Source organism: Rhodoblastus sphagnicola (assembly GCF_002937075.1).
Lineage (GTDB): Bacteria > Pseudomonadota > Alphaproteobacteria > Rhizobiales > Beijerinckiaceae > Rhodoblastus > Rhodoblastus sphagnicola.
In genome coordinates, this window is record NZ_NHSJ01000121.1 from 1 (window position 1) to 17,016 (window position 17,016).

Below are 17,016 nucleotides of genomic sequence, written 5' to 3' on the forward strand. Positions count from 1 at the left end.
TCCCGAGCCTGTCGCGGCTGCGGCCGCCTCGACGGGGGCGGCCGCAGCCGCGACAGGCTCGGGAGTTGACACGACGGGCGCGGGCGCCACGGGCGCGGGAACGGGCGCCACATGAACGGCCGGAGCGAGGGGCGCGACGAAACGGGCCGACGCGGCAGAGCCGGTCTGTAGTGCGAAACGGGCGCCCATCGCGGTAAACAGGGCGGCGACTTGGCCAAAGGCGCCTTGCTCGAAAGCTGGCGCGGGCTCGGCGACCGGCGCGGGGGGAACCTCGGCCTGAGCTTCGGGTTCGGCGATGGTTTCCGGTTCAGTTCCGGTTCCGGTTCCGGTTCCGATTTCGGCTTCGGCTTCGGGTTCAGGAATGGGGTCCGGCTTCGGATCCTTCAGGCGCGCGCGGGCCTGGAACACCGCATCGGGCGTGCGCGCGAAGCGCACGCGCGGCGCGTCGGCGTCCGCATCCTGGTTGACGCCGCGCATGGCTTGGGCGATGGCCAGCTTGGTCTCCTCAAGGCGCCGCGTGTCCTCTTCGATGCGCCGCGCTTCCGCCTCGGCGCGCAGGCGGGTCTCCTCGGCGACGCGGCGGGTCTCTTCCTCCAGCGCGCGCGCGCGCGCTTCTTCCTCGTCGCGGCGGCGCTGGATGAAGGTCTCGGGCGTGCGGGTGAAGCGCACGCGGCCGGGATCTGCGCTCCAGACCTCCGGCGCGGCCGGCGCCGGCTCGGCGGTCGCCGGCGTTTCGGGCTCGACCCAATCGCCGCGCAGCATCCGCCGCGACTTCAGCGTCGCGGCGGCTTCCTGTTCAGCCAGGTCTTGAGCGCCGGGGGCCGGCGCCGACGCCGGCGCGGCGGGCGAATCGATAAGGATGTCGCCGCTGCGGGGCAGACGGACATAGGTCTGGTAGGGCGTCGGCTGATCGTCGAAATCGAAGCTGCGGTCATAGGCGTCGATCTGGCGGAAATCCATGCCGTCATGGCCGTAATAGGCGCGCTGGGCGAGAAGCGGGACGCTCCTGTCGCGCCGGCTGGCTCCAAACAGACGCGCCAGCCATTGATCGAGAATCGTGAACATGGGGTACCCTACAGAACGCTACCGAACAGGATGAGACAATGAAGCCTCACGGTTAAAGAGCGGTTTCCCGTTTCGCATCCTCGTTATGACCAATCGCTAACTTGCCCGCGAAGCCGGCATGAATCATGGTGAAAAAAAAGGGGACGCGCCTTGCCGCCGGCGGAATTCAAGAACACGACATTGGCCCGCCTCGGTTCGGCGGACCGATTCTTTCGCACCACCTCGTTCAAGCTGGCGCTGGCCTATGTCATCATCGTCGGGCTCGGCTTCACCCTGGCGCTGGGTCATGTCGGAGACAATGTCCGCGCCCTGATCAACGAGCAGATCACCCAGACGCTCGACGTCGAATTGAAGGGCCTGACCGACCAATACGAGGAGGGTGGGCTCACCCAATTGGTGAATGTGGTGCAGCGGCGCGCGCAGGCGCCCGGCGCCTCCATTTATCTCGTCGCCGCCCCCAACGGGATCGGGATCGCCGGCAATGTGCTGGAATTGCCGGCGGACGTGCTGAGCCAGACCGCGCCGATGGAAATAGCCTATGAGCGGCCGGGCGAGGCGAACGTCCGCCGCCGGGCGCTGGCGCGCGCCTATGTCCTGCCGGACGGATTCCGACTTCTCGTCGGCCAGGATCTCGAGGACCGCGAGCGCCTTGGCCGCATTCTCAGCGCGGCCCTGATGGGATCGCTGCCCTGGCTGCTGGCGATCGGCGCGTTCGGCGGCTTTATCGTGGCGCGACGCCTGCTCCAGCGTGTGGACGCCATGAGCGCCAAGGCCACGACCCTGCTGCAGGAAGACCTTACGGGACGCTTGCCGCTGTCGGGCGCGGGCGACGAGATCGACCGGCTCGCGCAGAATCTCAACGCCATGCTCGACCGCATCGCCAAGCTGGTGGAGGGCATAAGGCAGGTGTCCGACAACATCGCCCATGATCTGCGCACCCCGCTGACGCGGCTGCGCAACAACGCCGAGCAGGCCCTGATGGCCGACCGGGGCGATTCGGCGGACGGCGATTCGGCGAGCCGACAGGCCTCGCTGAAGCAAGCGCTGGAGCATGTGATCGAGGAGGCCGACGGCCTCATCCGCATCTTCAACGCGCTGCTGCTGATCGCCCGCGCCGAGACCCACACTTCATCGGAAGGGTTTACCGAACTTGACGGGGCGGCGCTCGCCGCCGACATGGTCGAACTCTACGAACCCTCGGCGGAGGAGCGCGGCGTGCATCTCAAGGTCGCGGCGCGAGGCGCGGAAAAGTTTCGCGGTCATCGCGAGTTGATCGGCCAGGCCCTGGCCAATCTCATCGACAACGCCCTGAAATATGGCGAACCGCCGCTGCCCGGACAGTTCGGCGAAGTGACGGTGGGCGCGGCCGGCGACGCCCGCGCGGTCGAAATTTTTGTCGCGGATCGCGGGCCGGGCATACCCGCCGCCGACCGCGAGCGTGTGCTGGAGCGCTTCGTGCGGCTGGAGGCGTCGCGCTCGCGCCCCGGCTCCGGCCTGGGCCTGTCGCTGGCGGCGGCCGTGGCGCGGCTGCACGGCGGCCAGTTGCGCGTCGAGAACAATGAACCCGGTTTGCGCGTGACGCTGCGCCTGCCGCGCGAGGCCGCGTCATGACCGCGCTGGCGTTCCCCCGTCCGGCGCAAAAGACGCACGCGCAGGTCCGTCTCAAGGACCTGCTCGTGGAGGCGCCCGACCTCGCCGACCTGCCGCAATGGCCCGCCTTTCAACCTCTGGCCCTGGGGCTGGCCGACCAGTCGCCGTTCTTGTGGGGTCTGATCACGCGCGATCCCGACCGGCTCAAGCGCATCCTGCGCCAGGAGGAGCCGGAGGCGGCGCTGGACGCCGCTTTGGCGCCGCTCAAGGAATGCGGGACGGCCTCATGTTCGGAAGCCCGCGCGATGACCCTGCTGCGCAAGGCCAAGCAGGAAAGCGCGCTGCTGATCGCCTTGGCGGATCTTTGCGGCGTGTTCGACGTGGTGGCGACGACCGGGGCCTTGTCGCGCGCCGCCGACGCCCTCGTCGGGGCCGCCCTGCGCGCGGCTTTGCGGCTTGCGGGCGACAGGCTGGACTGGGGGGGCGGCGAACCCGACGAGTTGCGTTGCGGCCTGACCGTTCTGGCGCTCGGCAAGCATGGCGCGAGGGAGTTGAACTATTCGTCCGACACCGATCTCGTGGTGTTTTTTGACGGCCAGTCGCCGGTTCTGGACGCGGGACAAGGCGCCAAGACCAATGCCGTGCGCCTGACCCAGCATCTGGTCAAACTGCTGAACGAGCACACCGGCGACGGCTATGTCTTGCGCGTCGATCTGCGGTTGCGGCCCGACCCCGGCTCCACGGCGATCGCGGTCTCGCTCGACGCCGCGCGGCATTATTACGAGACGCTCGGCCAGAACTGGGAGCGCGCCGCCTTCATCAAGGCGCGGCCGATCGCCGGCGACATCGCCCTTGGCGAAGATTTCCTGGCCGAACTGTCCCCCTTCATCTGGCGCAAATATTTCGACTACGCGGCGATCGCTGACGTCCACGCCATGAAACGCCAGATTCACGCGGTCAAAGGCCATGCGGAAATCGCCGTCGCCGGCCATGACGTAAAGCTCGGGCGCGGCGGCATCCGCGAAATCGAATTTTTCGTGCAGACCCAGCAGCTCATTTTCGGCGGCCGCCGCAAGCAATTGCGCGGCTCGCGCACGCTCGACATGCTGAAACAGCTCCAGGCGGACCAGTGGATCACGCCGCAAGCGGTGGCCGAACTCAGTGAGGCCTATTGTTTTCTGCGCGGCGTCGAGCATCGGCTGCAAATGCTCAACGACCTCCAGACCCAGCGCCTTCCCGCCGATGAAGACGCGTTAAAGGCTTTCGCCCGGTTCTGCGGTTTTCCCGGCGTCGCCGGCTTTTCCGCCGCTTTGATCAAGCGGCTGCGCGCGGTGGAGAAACATTACGCCCGGCTGTTCGAAAGCGCGCCGGGCCTGGATTCGCGCGCCGGGAGTCTCGTCTTCACCGGCTCCGGCGACGACCCGGAAACGCTGGACACGCTGCGTGAAATGGGGTTTCGCGACCCGGCCGGCGCGGCCGAGACCGTGCGCGGCTGGCATTTCGGCCGCCGCCCGGCGGTGCGCAGCGCCCGCGCCCGCGAGGTGCTGACCGAGCTCATCCCAGCCCTGCTCAACGCCTTTTCGAAGTCGGGCGACGCCGATTCGGCCATCGCCGCCTTCGACGAGGCGATGGCGCGCATGCCGGCGGCGGTGGAGCTGTTCTCGCTGTTGAAATCGCATGAGGCGATGCGGCAATTGTTCGCCGACATTCTGGGCGGCGCCCCGCGCCTCGCCGAAGTGGTGGCGCAAAAGCCCAATGTGCTGGACGCGGCCATCGACCAGGGTCTGTTGGCCATCGTCGGCGACGAGGAGGATTATCTGCGCCGTCTCGAAGGTTTTCACGAGAGCGGGTCCAGCCTCGAAGACTTTCTCGACATCGCCCGCACCTTCGCCACGGAAGAAAAGTTCTTGATCGGCCTGCGGCTGTTCGCGGAGTTGATCGAGCCGGAGCAGGCGGCGCGCTCCTATTCGGCGTTGGCGGGCGCGCTGATTCGCGCTTGCCTGACGCGCGTCGAGGAGGTTTTCGTCGCCGAACACGGCGGCCCGCCGGGCGGCCGCTTCGCGGTGCTCGGCTTCGGCAAGCTCGGCTCGCGCGAAATGACCGCGACCTCCGATCTCGATCTGGTGGCGGTCTATGATTTCGACCCGGAAAACCCGGAATCCGACGGCGCCAAGCCGCTGCACGCCTCCGTCTATTACGGTCGCCTCACCCAGCGCCTGATCGCCGCGCTCTCGGCGCCGACGCGCCGTGGAAAACTCTTTTCGGTGGACATGCGGCTGCGCCCGTCCGGCAACCAGGGCCCGGTGGCGGCGCGGCTCTCGACTTTTGGCGCCTATCAGGCCGAACATGCGGAAATCTGGGAGCATATGGCGCTGACCCGCGCCCGGCCGATCGCGGGCGACGCCAGTTTACGCGAAGATGTCAGGGCGATCATCGACTCCACCTTGTTCGTCAAGCGCGATTTCGCCCTTCTGGCGAAGGAGGCGCTGACGATGCGGAGGTTGATCGAAAAGGAGAAGGGTTTTGCGGGGCCGTGGGATCTGAAACTGGCGCCGGGCGGGCTGCTCGACATTGAATTCATCGCGCAGACGCTGGCGCTGGCCCACGGTTTCAAGAAACGCAGTTTTCGCACGCAGGGCACGGCGGAGATTCTGGCGGCCGCGTCGGGCCGCGCGCTCGACCCGGACGTCGCGGCGCGGTTGGGCGAGGCTTTGGCTTTATTCTCCAAGGTGACGCAATGGCTGCGGTTGAGCCTCGGCGAGGGCGCCGATCCCGCCCAAGCGGCTGAGGGCGTCAAGCGGCGGTTGGCGGTGGCGGCGGGTCTGCCGGATTTTTCGCGGCTGGAGCGGGATTTGGCGGAACGGCGCAAGGAGGTGCGGCGGATTTTCGAGGCGTTCATGGCGGCAAGCTGAAGATCACCCGCCAATGTTGGACCTGCGGCGGCGCGGAGCCGTCGTCGAAAAGCCCGGCTTCGGCGTTATTGACGCCCTGACCCGAACGCGCGACAACCTCCGATGACCTTGAACCCGCAAACAGCGAAACCCCTGTTCTCCTACCGCAAATATTGGGCGCACCGCTTTGGCGTGGCCCCCTTCCTGCCCATGTCGCGCGCGGAAATGGAGGTTTTGGGCTGGGACTCCTGCGACATCATCCTCGTCACCGGCGACGCCTATATCGACCATCCCAGTTTCGGCATGGCCATCATCGGCCGCCTGCTGGAATCCCAGGGTTTTCGCGTCGGCATTATCGCGCAGCCCGACTGGAGCGGCGCGGAAGCTTTCAAAATTTTGGGAAAACCCAATCTGTTCTGGGGCGTGACCTCCGGCAACATGGATTCCATGGTCAACCGCTACACGTCCGACCGGAAATTGCGCCACAATGATTCCTATACGCCGGGTGGCGAGGGCGGCAAACGGCCGGATCGCGCCGTCATCGTCTATGCCCAGCGCTGCCGCGAGGCGTTTCCCGAAATCCCGATCGTCATCGGCGGCATCGAGGCCTCGCTGCGCCGCATCGCCCATTACGATTACTGGTCCGACAAGATTCGCCGCTCGGTGCTGATGGATTCCAAGGCCGACCTGCTGCTTTACGGCAATGCCGAGCGCGCCCTGGTCGAAACCGCCCACCGCCTCGCCAAAAAGGGTCTCGACCAGGATTTTTCCGACATTCGCGGCCTCGCCTTTATGCGCGACTCCGCGCCTGAGGGCTGGACCGAAGCCCCCGCCGACGACCTCGATGGAGACGAGGGCGTTCATGTCAAGGGCGACAATGTCGTGGTGCGCCTGCCCGCCTATGATCAGGTGGTGGTGGAACCGGAATCCTATGCCCGCGCCTCCCGCGTGCTGCACCGCGAGAGCAACCCCGGCAATGCCCGCCCCCTGATTCAAAAGCATGGCAAAAGGGAAGTCTGGCTCACGCCGCCGCCGATCCCGCTGACCACGCCGGAAATGGATGCGGTTTACGGCCTGCCCTACGCCCGCGCGCCGCATCCCGCCTATGGCGAGCGCAAAATCCCGGCGTGGGAGATGATCCGGCATTCCGTCACCATTATGCGCGGCTGTTTCGGCGGCTGTTCCTTCTGCTCGATCACCGAGCACGAGGGCCGTGTGATCCAGAGCCGGTCGGAAGACTCGATCCTCAAGGAAATCGAGGAGATCCGCGACAAGACCGAAGGGTTTACCGGCGTCATCTCCGATATTGGCGGCCCCACCGCCAACATGTACCGCATGGCCTGCAAGGACAAGCAGACCGAAAGCGTCTGCCGCCGCCTCTCCTGCGTCTATCCCGACATCTGCAAGAATCTGGACACCAGCCACGACGCCCTGATCCAGCTTTACCGCAAGGCCCGCGAACTCAAGGGGATCAGGCGGGTGATGGTGGCCTCCGGCGTGCGCTACGATCTCGCGGTGAAAAGCCCGGCCTATGTCAAGGAACTGGTCGCCCATCACGTCGGCGGCTATCTGAAAATCGCGCCGGAGCACACCGAGACCGGGCCGCTGTCCAAAATGATGAAGCCGGGCATAGGCGCCTATGACAAGTTCAAGGACATGTTCGACCGCGCCGCGCGCGAAGCCAATAAGGAATATTATCTCATTCCCTATTTCATCGCGGCCCATCCCGGCACGACCGACGAGGACATGATGAACCTCGCGCTCTGGCTCAAGCGCAACAAATACCGCGCCGATCAGGTCCAGACCTTTTTGCCCTCGCCGATGGCGCTCTCCACCGCCATGTATCATTCCGGCTTCAATCCATTAAAGCCCGTACGCCACGGCGCCTCCGAAGCGGTGGGCGCCATCAAGGGGCTGCGCCAGCGCCGGTTGCATAAGGCGTTTCTGCGTTACCACGATCCGGAAAACTGGCCGATGCTGCGCGAGGCTCTGAAAAACATGGGCCGCGCCGACCTGATCGGGCCGGGCAAGCATCAACTCGTGCCCAACTGGCAACCGGCGGGAACCGGCGGAAAGGACGCGCGGCCGGGTTCGGGGCAACGAAACGCCAAGGCGCGGAAATTCCTGACAAAAGGCGTGATCTAACGCCGTTTGGTCAACGCGCGTTCACCCCGTTCGCCCCAATCCGCGCCTTGACGGCGGATGCCGCCAACCCTAGGTTTCACGCAACTGGACGCGCCCAAGATTCGCGCCCTCCCCCATCAGCGAGGTTCTCATGTCCACCGTCAAAGTCACCGACGCCACTTTCGAATCGGACGTTCTGCAATCCGCCGAACCGGTGGTGGTTGATTTCTGGGCGGAGTGGTGCGGACCGTGCAAGATGATCGGCCCGTCGCTCGAAGACCTCGCCAAGGATTATGCCGGCCAAGTGAAGATCGCCAAGGTCAATGTCGATGAAAACCCGGGCATCGCGGGCAAGCTGGGCATCCGCTCCATTCCGACCCTGATGCTGTTCAAGGACGGCAAGGTCGCCTCGCAAAAGGTCGGCGCGGCGCCCAAGGGCGAACTCGACAAATGGATCAGGGCCGGCGCCGGCCTCTGATCGGTTGTTCCAAATAAAGGGGCCGCTCGTCGTCCGCGAGCGGCCCCTTTTTGTTACCGACGCTTCACCGCGAAACCGCCCCCCGCCTGGCAGGTCGGCATCAGCTCCAGATGGTTGATGTTGACATGCGGCGGCAACGAAACCAGCCAGGCCACGGTTTCCGCGATATCCTCCGGCGTCAGCGACTGCGTGCCCTCGTAAACCGCCGCCGCCTTGGCCTTGTCGCCGCCAAACCGCACCAGCGAGAATTCAGAACCGTCGGCCATGCCCGGCTCGATGTCGGTGGCGCGCACATTGTAGCCGGCGAGATCGCTGCGCAAATTCTGCGTGAACTGGCGCACGAAAGCTTTTGTCCCGCCATAGACGTGGCCGCCGCCATAGGCGTAATTGGCCGCCACCGAACCCAGATTGACGATCAGTCCGTCATTGCGCGCCACCATTTGCGGCAAGACCGCGCGGGTCATGTGCGCGAGGCCGGTGACATTGGTGGCGATCATCCGGTCCCAATCGCTGAGATCGGCCTCCCACGCCGGCCCAAGTCCAAGAGCAAGGCCCGCATTGTTGACGAGCACGTCGATCTCGCGCCAGCCTTCCGGCAGAGACGGGACGAAAGCGGCGATGGCCGCCGTATCCATCATGTCCAGCCGCCTCGGCAGGAGGTTCGGCCCGAGTTCCGCGGCCAGTTCTTCGAGCCGCTCCAGCCGCCGCCCCGTGGCGATCACCCGATGACCGTCGCGAATGGAGCGTCGCGCGATGGCCTCGCCAAAACCGGCCGTCGCGCCGGTGACCAACAACGTTTTCATGCAAATGTCCTGCGTTGGAGGGAGAACAGTCTGGCCCATCCTGTACCGGGATGGCAAATGACCAAAGGCCGGGATTATCCGCCCCTAAACCCGGGGTTCCATACGACTGCCGATGAGGGCCATGTCGAAGCTGGGAGGATCGAAACAGGCGTCGCCGGCGACGAGGATGATGGCGCGGGCGTTTCGGCCCAGCGCCTCCATGTCCACTCTGAATAATTCTAGGGCAAAAGCGCCTCTATCCCTTGCCGATATGTTGGAAATCGAAGTTTAACACCGAGATCGGCAACAATTTTCGCGTTGCGCACGCGCTTGTTGTCTCCATAAAAACTGCGCGCCATCGGCGAGAGTTGCGCCGCGACAAATTCCTGTTCCGGCGGCGGCTCGATTCCCAAAAGCTCGGCGGCATAGGTCACCACATCCTGCGGCGGCGCTGGTTCGTCGTCGGTGACATTATAAACCCCGCCCGGCGCCGAGCCGGTGAAACAGGCGTTGATCGTCTGGGCGATGTCGGCGACGTGGATGCGATTGAACACCTGGCCGGGCTTGATCAGGCGTTTTGCCGTGCCGTCGCGCAGTTTTTCGATCACGCTGCGGTCCGGCCCGTAAATGCCGGACAGGCGCAGAACATAAACCTGCTTGCCGGTTCGCGCGCCAAGGGCGAGCCAGTCGTTTTCCGCCGTCACCCGCCAGCGGGTGCGGTCATTGGAGGGGCGCAGCTCCGACGTCTCGTCGATCCAGGCGCCCTGGTGGTCGCCGTACACCCCGATGGTCGAGAGATAGACGATTTTGCGCAACCTTCGCGTCGCCGCGATTTTTTCCGCCAGTCGCCGCAGCACGGGGTCGCCTTCAGCGGTCGGGGCGGCGCTGACCAAGAGGGCGTCGGCGGCGTCCAAAGCTTCGATCAGGCGCGGGTCGATTGCGTCCGCGTCGCCGTCGAACGGGAGCAAGCGGCAACGGCCCTCGGCCGTGGCTTTTGGCGCGCGTTTGGTGGCCGTCACCTGCTGAAAAACCTGCGCCGCTTCGGCCGCATAAAAACCGGCGCTGTAGCCGAGCCCGAAGATCAGAAGATTCACGGGTAAAACCCCCATTCGGACCGGACGCTGGGGTCCGGCTCATTGTTTTGTGCGGCCAGAGTCGCAAATTCGTCGCGCGGCAGCAAGCGCGCCAAAGCCCAGACCGCCATGCCGCGCACCAGGGCTGACTCGTGGCCGAGCCGCGCCATCGCCAACGGCGCGAGCGAAACATCGCCGGAATTGCCGAGCGCGAGCAGGACGTTGCGCAGAAAGCGCGCGGAACCGACGCGCTTGATCGGATTGCCAGAGAAAAAGGCGCGAAACTCCCCCTCGTCCATCGTCGCCAGTTTGGTCAGCGGCGGCGCGACCAGATCGGCGCGCGCGCGAAATTTCGCCTCGTGGGCCTGTTGCGCGAATTTGTTCCAGGGGCAGACGGCGAGGCAATCGTCGCAGCCATAGATGCGATTGCCAATCTTTTCGCGCAAGTCGCGGGGGATCTGCCCCTTGGCCTCGATGGTGAGATAGGAGACGCACAGGTTCGCGTCGATTTTTCCCGTGTCGAGCGCGCCGGTCGGGCAGGCGTCGAGGCAGGCGCGGCACGAGCCGCAATGGTCTGTTTCCGGCGCGTCGGAGGCCAGGTCGAGGGTGGTGAAAATGCTGCCGAGAAACAGCCAGGAGCCAAAATCGCGCGACACCAGATTGGTGTGCTTGCCCTGCCAGCCGAGGCCGGCGGCGGCGGCGAGCGGCTTTTCCATCACCGGCGCGGTGTCCACGAACACTTTGACTTCGCCCGCCACGCCCAAAATTTTCGCGCGGGCGAGCAGCGCGCCCGCCAAAAGCTTGAGCTTGCCCTTGACGACATCGTGATAGTCGCGATGGCGCGCGTAAACGGAAATGTTGCCGGCCCGAGGCGGAACGGGGAGGATTTCCGGCCCGTAGTTCATGGCGAGCATGACCACGCTGCGGACCTCCGGCCAGAGTTTTAGCGGGTCGGCGCGCCAGTCGCGCCTTTCGGCCAGCCAATCCATGTCGCCGTGGCGGCCTTCGGCTATGAAGGTTTCGAGCGCTGCGGGGGCGTGGGGGATGGCGTCAGGTTTGGTGACGCGGCAGCCGTCAAACCCGAGTCTGGCCGCCTCGCCGCGCAAAAAGCTTAAAAGTCCACTTCCGCGTAAATCGGATTGACCGCGACGCCCGGCGCCCGATCCGCCAGCAGCGGGCGAAAACTCGGGCGGCTTTTCAGGCGCTGGTACCATAGTTTGGCCGCTTCTTCCTCGTCCCAGGGCACGTCGCCGAGAAAATCCACGCTCGACAGGTGTGCGGCGGCCGCGAGATCGGCGTAGGTCATGCGGTCGCCGCCGAGCCAGTTGCGGTTTTGCGACAGCCACGAGATGTAGCGCAGGTGATGGCGCACATTGGCGCGGGCCGCGCGCACCACGTCCATGTCCGGCGCGCCGCTGCCGATTTCGGTGGCCATGAAGCGCTTATAAACCTTCTCCGTCACCAGCCAGTTCGAGACTTCGCCGAAAAACTTGTCGTTGAACCAACTCATGAGGCGGCGGGTTTCCACACGCTCCAGCGGCGAGACCGGCAGCAGGCGGTGCGGTCCCAGCGTCTCGCCATAGGTTTCGTCGAGCCATTCGGCGATGACGCCCGCGCCGGGAATGACGTTGCCCTCGTCCGTCACCAGGACGGGGGTCTGGCCGGCGGGATCGAGCATGAGAAATTCGCGCCGGCGCTCGTGGACCCGTTCCTCAATCAACTCGGCCTCGACGCCATATTCGCCGAGCGACAGGCGAATGAAGCGCGAGAGCGGACAGAGCGGATGATGATAGAGCTGGATCATGCCCATCTTGTAGGACGTTTCGCGACGCGCCGCACCCTATAGAAGCCCGCACGGCGGTGAACAAGCCCTCAAGTTTGAATGAAAGGCTTAACGGGTCGTTAACATCATTTCATTAACCATCCCTGCCATCCCGGCGGGACGCTCAGGAAAACGTAATCGCGGACGTGTCTTCAATTCTGCGCAAGGAATTCACGAATTCTCACCCAGGGTCATGTTTGATGATCCGAGAACCGCCCTCTCTTGTTCCGGAAGGAAACGCGCGATGAATTTCCAACCCGCCGTCCCCAGCAAGAAACTTTTGCCCGAACGTCTTTTCGTGTTCGAACTCGCCAACAATCACATGGGCGATGTGGCGCATGGGCTGCGCGTCATCGACGAGATCGCCGGCGCGACGCAGGGTTTTCCGTTCAGCTTCGCCTTCAAGTTGCAATATCGCGATCTCGACACCTTCATTCATCCTGATTTCGCCGATCGGATGGACATCAAATACATCAAGCGCTTTTCCGAGACGCGGCTCGACCGCGACCAGACCCGCCGTCTGGTGGCGCGCATCAAGTCGCATGGTTTCCTCACCATGTGCACGCCCTTCGATGAAACCAGCGTGGACCGCATCGTCGAGGACGGTTTCGATATTCTGAAGATCGCCTCCTGCTCCTTCACGGACTGGCCGCTGTTGGAGAAGATCGGCGCCACGGACCTGCCGATCATCGGTTCGACCGCCGGTATCAGGCTGAACGATCTCGACAATGTCGTCGCCTTCATGCGCCACCGCGAAAAGGCATTTTCCCTGATGGCCTGCGTCGCGCAATATCCGACGCCCCGAGCCGACCTCCAGCTCAACCAGATCGACGTGCTGAAAGCCCGCTATGCCGATCTGCGCGTCGGCTATTCCACCCACGAAGACCCGTCCGAAACGCTGCCGGTGGCCATGGCCATCGCCAAGGGCGCGAGCATTTTCGAGAAGCACGTCGGCGTTCCCACCGAAAAATACGCCTTGAACACCTATTCCGCCGATCCCGCGCAGGTGCGCGTCTGGCTTGAAACCGCGCGCCAAGCTTTTGTCATGGCCGGCGTCGAAGGCGAGCGCATCGAGCCGAGCGCGGGGGAACTGAAAGCGCTGGCTGGACTGCGCCGGGGCGTGTTCGTCAAGCGCGCCGTCAAGGCGGGCGAACGGCTGCGCGACGTGGATGTGTTCTTCGCCATTCCCACTGAAACCGCGTCGATCACCGCCAACGACTGGTCGAAATACAACCAGTTCCAGGCCACCCAGGACATTCCCGCCAAGGCGGCGGTCACGAGCGAAAACACCGAGCTTAGGCAAGTGCGCGCAAAAGTGCGCTCGATCGTGGATCGCGTCAAAGCCCTGCTCGACCAGAGCCGCGGCGTCGTGCCGGGCGAGGCCGAGCTGGAGATTTCACATCATTACGGCATCGAGCGCTTCGACGAGTTCGGCATCACCATGGTGACCGTGGTCAACCGCAATTATTGCAAGAAACTGATCGTGGTGCTGCCCGGCCAGAAACACCCCGAGCAATACCACGAGAAGAAGGAAGAGACGTTTCACGTGCTGCATGGCGTGTTGCAACTGGAACTGGACGGTGTGAAACGCGTCTGCGGTCCAGGCTCCGTGATCACCATCACGCCGGGCATGCGCCACGCTTTCCAGAGCGAGACCGGCGCGGTGTTCGAGGAGATTTCCTCGACCCATTTCGTCAACGATTCCTTCTACACCGATCCCGCCATCGGCCAGAACGCCGAGCGGAAAACCCTTTTGCGGCACTGGATCGACTGACGATGACCATTCAGAACATCAAGGCGGAAGCCGACGCCATCGGCCCGGTCTCCGTGCGCCTCGCCGACTATGTCGCCAGCTTTGTCGCGAGCCAGGGCGTGAAAACCGTGTTCCTGGTGCCCGGCGGCGGCGCCATGTTCCTGATCGACGCCTTCGGCCGGTCCACGGAACTCGATTACGTTCCAAACCATCACGAACAGGCCTCAAGCATAGCGGCGGAAGCCTATGCCAGAGTCAACGGTCATCTCGGTTGCGCCGTGGTGACGACGGGGCCGGGCGCCACCAACGCCATCACCGGCTGCGCCGGCGCGTGGATCGAATCCGTTCCGCTGCTGATCCTGTCGGGTCAGGTCAAGCGCGCCGACCTCATCGGCGCCAGCGGTGTGCGGCAGATGGGGCCGCAGGAGGTCGAGATCGTCAAAATGGTGGCGCCGATCACCAAATATGCGGTGACCGTGCTCGACCCCGAAGACATCCGCTTCCATCTGGAAAAGGCGGTTCATCTCGCCACCACCGGCCGGCGCGGACCGGTCTGGCTCGACATTCCGCTCGACGTGCAGAATGCGTCCATCGACGTGTCCACCCTGCGCGGTTTTACGCCCGAACCGATCGCGCCGGCATGCGACCTGGAAACCGAGGCTGGCGCGGTGCTCGACGCCTTGCGAAAAGCCGAGCGGCCGCTGTTGCTCGCCGGCCATGGCGTGCGGCTGGCCGGCGCGGCGGAAATTTTTCGCGAGCTTTATGAAACGCTTGGCGTCCCCGTGGTCACCACTTGGAACGTGATGGACCTGATCCCGGCGAGCCACAGGCTGAGTGTCGGCAAGCCGGGAACCGTGGCTTTGCGCGCGCCAAACTTCGCCGTGCAGAATTGCGATCTGCTGCTGTCCATCGGCGCGCGGCTCGACAATGTCGTCACCGCCTACAATCCGAAAAAGTTCGCGCGTTCGGCGCAAAAGATCGTGGTCGATGTCGATCCCGCCGAGTTGAACAAGTTCCCGGAGGATTCCGGCATCAGCCGCAAGATCGAGGCGGACGCCAAGATTTTCGTCGAGACGCTGCTGCGGCTGGCGAAACAGGCGCCGGAGTCCCAAGCTCCCGGGTCTCAAGCTCCCGCGCCTCAAAAAGCCGCGCCGGAAAAGCCTTCGCCCATCTCAAGGCTGTCCGCCTTGTTCCGCCGGACGAAACCGGCTCCCGCGCCCGAACCCGCATCCAAGCCTGACGTCTGGCTCGACCATTGCGCGCAATGGAAGCGCAAATATCCGCTCGACGCCACGCCCTTCCCGACCTCGGGCAAGATCGGCCATTTCCATCTCACCAAGGCGCTCTCGGACGGCCTGCCGGACAACGCGCTGATCGTCACGGGGTCGTCCGGCCTTGGCGTGGAGTTCTTTTACACCGGCTTCGCCAACAAGCCGGGTCAGCGGGTGTTCCTCACCTCCGGCCTCGGCGCGATGGGCTATGGCATGCCCGCGATGATCGGCGCCTATATGGCCTCCGACAGAAAGCCCTTCTTCGGCGTCGAGAGCGACGGTTCGCTGATGATGAATTTGCAGGAAATGCAGACCATAGCCAGCCAGAACCTGCCGTTGCGCATGTTCGTCATCAACAATCGCGGCTATGCCTCGATCCGCGCGACCCAGCGCAATTATTTCGACGGCCGCTATGTCGGCACCGGCCCGGAAGCGCGGCTCGGACTGCCCGACCTGCCGGCGCTGGCCAAAGTGTTCGGCTGGGAGGCTTTCGTCATCGATGACGCCGCCGATCTCGAAGCGGGCATCGCGCGCGCGGTGGCGCACGAGGGCGGGCCGCTCTTGATCGACGTGCGCGTGGTCGAGAACGAAGCGCTGTTTCCGAAATCGGCGGCCCTGTTCAATGAGGACGGAACCATCCTGTCCATGCCGCTTGAGGACATGTCGCCGCTGCTGCCGCGCGACGAATTCCGCGCCAACATGATCGCGCCGCTCGATCCAGCTTCGGAAAACGTGCCGGCGCATCTGCTGCCGAAGGCCTGAGATGCGGACGCTGGACGGCTTTTCCGTCTCCGATCTCGACCAGGCGTGTGGCCGGGTTCAGCCGGCGCTGGCGGCGCTCGACGGCGCCTCGCTGTTCCTCACCGGCGGCACCGGCTTTTTCGGCCGCTGGTTGCTGGCCTTGCTGGTCCACGCGCGGGCGGAAAAACTTTTCCAATGCGACGTGACGGTCCTTTCGCGCGCGCCTGAAAAATTTCGCGCCGAGCATCCCGATTTCGCCGACCTGCCGTGGCTGCGGTTTTGCGAAGGCGATGTCGGCTGTTTCGAGTTTCCCAAGGGCCGCTTCACCCATGTCATCCATGCGGCGACGGACACCAGCGCCGAGGCCGACCGCAACCCGCGCCGTCTCGTCGGCTCTATCGTGGACGGGACGCGGCGCGTGCTGGATTTCGCCGAAATGACCGGGGTCAAGCGGCTGCTTTATGTCAGCTCTGGCGCTGTCTATGGCGCGCAGCCCGGCGATCTCGAAAAAATCCCCGAAGATTACGCCGGCGCCTGCGATCCGCTCGATCCGCGCACGGCCTATGGCCAAGCCAAGCGACTGGCGGAGAATTCTTGCGCCGTCGCCGCGCGCGACGGTCTGCAAACCGTGATCGCCCGAGCCTTCGCCTTTGTCGGGCCGGGCCTGCCGCTCGACGGCCATTTCGCCATCGGCAATTTCATTGCGGATGCGCTGGCGGGCCGCGAGATCCTCGTCAAGGGCGACGGGACGCCGCTGCGCTCTTATCTCTATGCCGCCGATCTTGCCGCCTGGCTCATAAGACTCTTGGTCGAAGGCGAGAGCGGCGCGGCCTATAATGTCGGCTCGGACGCGGCCATTTCCCTCGGAGATCTCGCGCATCTGGTTGCCCGACGCCTTGGCGCTCCCGGCGTGAAGATGGCTCAGTCGCCGGGCGCCGGCGGCCTGCGGTCGCGCTATATCCCCGCGATCGACAAGGCGCGGCGCGACCTTGGCCTCGACGTCTGGACCGGTCTTGAAGAAGCGGTCGCCCGCACGGCGGCTTACGCGCGCGAGCAAGAGACGACGCGCCGACCCGCGCCGGTTCACCGCAACGAGCATGGCGGCGGCAAGCAACTGACTTTCGTGGTCGATGTCGATGGCGTGGTCGCCAGCCTGACTCCGAGCAACGACTACAACCTCTGCACGCCGCTGACGGGGACGATCGAGATCGTCAACCGCCTCCACGACCAGGGCCATCGCATCGTCATGTTCACCGCGCGCGGTTCAGCCACCGGCCTCGACTGGTTGCAGGCGACACGCGACCAATTCGCCCGATGGGGCCTGAAATATCATGAATTGCGCTTCGGCAAGCCCGCCGGCGACTATTACATCGACGACCGGCTGATTTCGCTCGGCGAAATGCGGGCCCTCAGCGAACGGACATAA

The 17,016-nt window shown here is 64.7% G+C and carries 11 protein-coding genes and 1 pseudogene; 7 read left to right on the forward strand and 5 right to left on the reverse strand.

Going from position 1 to position 17,016, the window contains the following annotated elements; translation table 11 throughout:
* A pseudogene (locus tag CCR94_RS25235) lies at nt 1-1,065 on the reverse strand (hypothetical protein); the annotation flags it as partial.
* 150 nt (nt 1,066-1,215) lie between these two features.
* Between CCR94_RS25235 and CCR94_RS19370 the strand changes: the two are divergent.
* From CCR94_RS19370 to trxA, 4 genes are all read left to right on the forward strand, one after another.
* On the forward strand, nt 1,216-2,676 hold the full coding sequence (locus CCR94_RS19370) for a sensor histidine kinase (protein ID WP_104509469.1): 1,461 nt from the start codon (nt 1,216-1,218) through the stop codon (nt 2,674-2,676).
* Nucleotides 2,673-5,567: a bifunctional [glutamine synthetase] adenylyltransferase/[glutamine synthetase]-adenylyl-L-tyrosine phosphorylase gene (locus tag CCR94_RS19375; protein WP_104509470.1), complete on the forward strand. Its 2,895-nt coding sequence runs from the start codon at nt 2,673-2,675 to the stop codon at nt 5,565-5,567. Before CCR94_RS19370 ends, CCR94_RS19375 begins: the two co-directional genes overlap by 4 nt.
* 102 nt (nt 5,568-5,669) lie before the next feature.
* Nucleotides 5,670-7,691 carry a YgiQ family radical SAM protein gene (locus tag CCR94_RS19380; RefSeq protein ID WP_104509471.1) on the forward strand — a complete coding sequence of 674 codons (2,022 nt, stop codon included), beginning with the start codon at nt 5,670-5,672 and terminating at the stop codon, nt 7,689-7,691.
* A gap of 130 nt (nt 7,692-7,821) precedes the next feature.
* A complete protein-coding gene (gene trxA / locus CCR94_RS19385; protein ID WP_104509472.1) occupies nt 7,822-8,148 on the forward strand; it encodes a thioredoxin in 327 nt (108 codons plus the stop codon).
* 53 nt (nt 8,149-8,201) lie between these two features.
* Here the strand turns inward: trxA and CCR94_RS19390 are convergent, their stop codons facing one another.
* The 4 genes from CCR94_RS19390 to CCR94_RS19405 form a co-directional block, all read right to left on the reverse strand.
* Nucleotides 8,202-8,951 carry an SDR family NAD(P)-dependent oxidoreductase gene (locus CCR94_RS19390; protein WP_104509473.1) on the reverse strand — a complete coding sequence of 250 codons (750 nt, stop codon included), beginning with the start codon at nt 8,949-8,951 and terminating at the stop codon, nt 8,202-8,204.
* A 218-nt stretch (nt 8,952-9,169) separates the two neighbouring features.
* A complete protein-coding gene (locus CCR94_RS19395; RefSeq protein ID WP_104509474.1) occupies nt 9,170-10,024 on the reverse strand; it encodes an SDR family oxidoreductase in 855 nt (284 codons plus the stop codon).
* A complete protein-coding gene (gene queG / locus CCR94_RS19400) occupies nt 10,021-11,109 on the reverse strand; it encodes a tRNA epoxyqueuosine(34) reductase QueG (protein ID WP_244594144.1) in 1,089 nt (362 codons plus the stop codon). Before queG ends, CCR94_RS19395 begins: the two co-directional genes overlap by 4 nt.
* Nucleotides 11,110-11,114: 5 nt before the next feature.
* Nucleotides 11,115-11,807 carry a glutathione S-transferase family protein gene (locus CCR94_RS19405; RefSeq protein ID WP_104509528.1) on the reverse strand — a complete coding sequence of 231 codons (693 nt, stop codon included), beginning with the start codon at nt 11,805-11,807 and terminating at the stop codon, nt 11,115-11,117.
* A gap of 262 nt (nt 11,808-12,069) precedes the next feature.
* Between CCR94_RS19405 and CCR94_RS19410 the strand changes: the two genes are divergently transcribed.
* Genes CCR94_RS19410 through CCR94_RS19420 form a run of 3 tightly spaced genes read left to right on the forward strand, consistent with a single transcriptional unit; the run spans nt 12,070 to nt 17,016 of the window.
* Nucleotides 12,070-13,599, forward strand: coding sequence for an N-acetylneuraminate synthase family protein (locus tag CCR94_RS19410; protein ID WP_184421572.1), 1,530 nt, complete (start codon nt 12,070-12,072; stop codon nt 13,597-13,599).
* A gap of 2 nt (nt 13,600-13,601) precedes the next feature.
* Nucleotides 13,602-15,611 carry a thiamine pyrophosphate-binding protein gene (locus CCR94_RS25735; protein WP_206605870.1) on the forward strand — a complete coding sequence of 670 codons (2,010 nt, stop codon included), beginning with the start codon at nt 13,602-13,604 and terminating at the stop codon, nt 15,609-15,611.
* Nucleotide 15,612: 1 nt separating this feature from the next.
* Nucleotides 15,613-17,016: an NAD-dependent epimerase/dehydratase family protein gene (locus CCR94_RS19420; protein ID WP_104509476.1), complete on the forward strand. Its 1,404-nt coding sequence runs from the start codon at nt 15,613-15,615 to the stop codon at nt 17,014-17,016.

Coding starts and splice junctions, on each gene's coding strand:
- CCR94_RS19375 (WP_104509470.1), top strand. CDS start 2,673: ATGACCGCGCTGGCGTTCCCCCGTCCGGCGCAAAAGACGCACGCGCAG.
- CCR94_RS19380 (WP_104509471.1), top strand. CDS start 5,670: ATGACCTTGAACCCGCAAACAGCGAAACCCCTGTTCTCCTACCGCAAA.
- trxA (WP_104509472.1), top strand. CDS start 7,822: ATGTCCACCGTCAAAGTCACCGACGCCACTTTCGAATCGGACGTTCTG.
- CCR94_RS19390 (WP_104509473.1), bottom strand. CDS start 8,951: ATGAAAACGTTGTTGGTCACCGGCGCGACGGCCGGTTTTGGCGAGGCC.
- CCR94_RS19405 (WP_104509528.1), bottom strand. CDS start 11,807: ATGATCCAGCTCTATCATCATCCGCTCTGTCCGCTCTCGCGCTTCATT.
- CCR94_RS19410 (WP_184421572.1), top strand. CDS start 12,070: ATGAATTTCCAACCCGCCGTCCCCAGCAAGAAACTTTTGCCCGAACGT.
- CCR94_RS25735 (WP_206605870.1), top strand. CDS start 13,602: ATGACCATTCAGAACATCAAGGCGGAAGCCGACGCCATCGGCCCGGTC.
- CCR94_RS19420 (WP_104509476.1), top strand. CDS start 15,613: ATGCGGACGCTGGACGGCTTTTCCGTCTCCGATCTCGACCAGGCGTGT.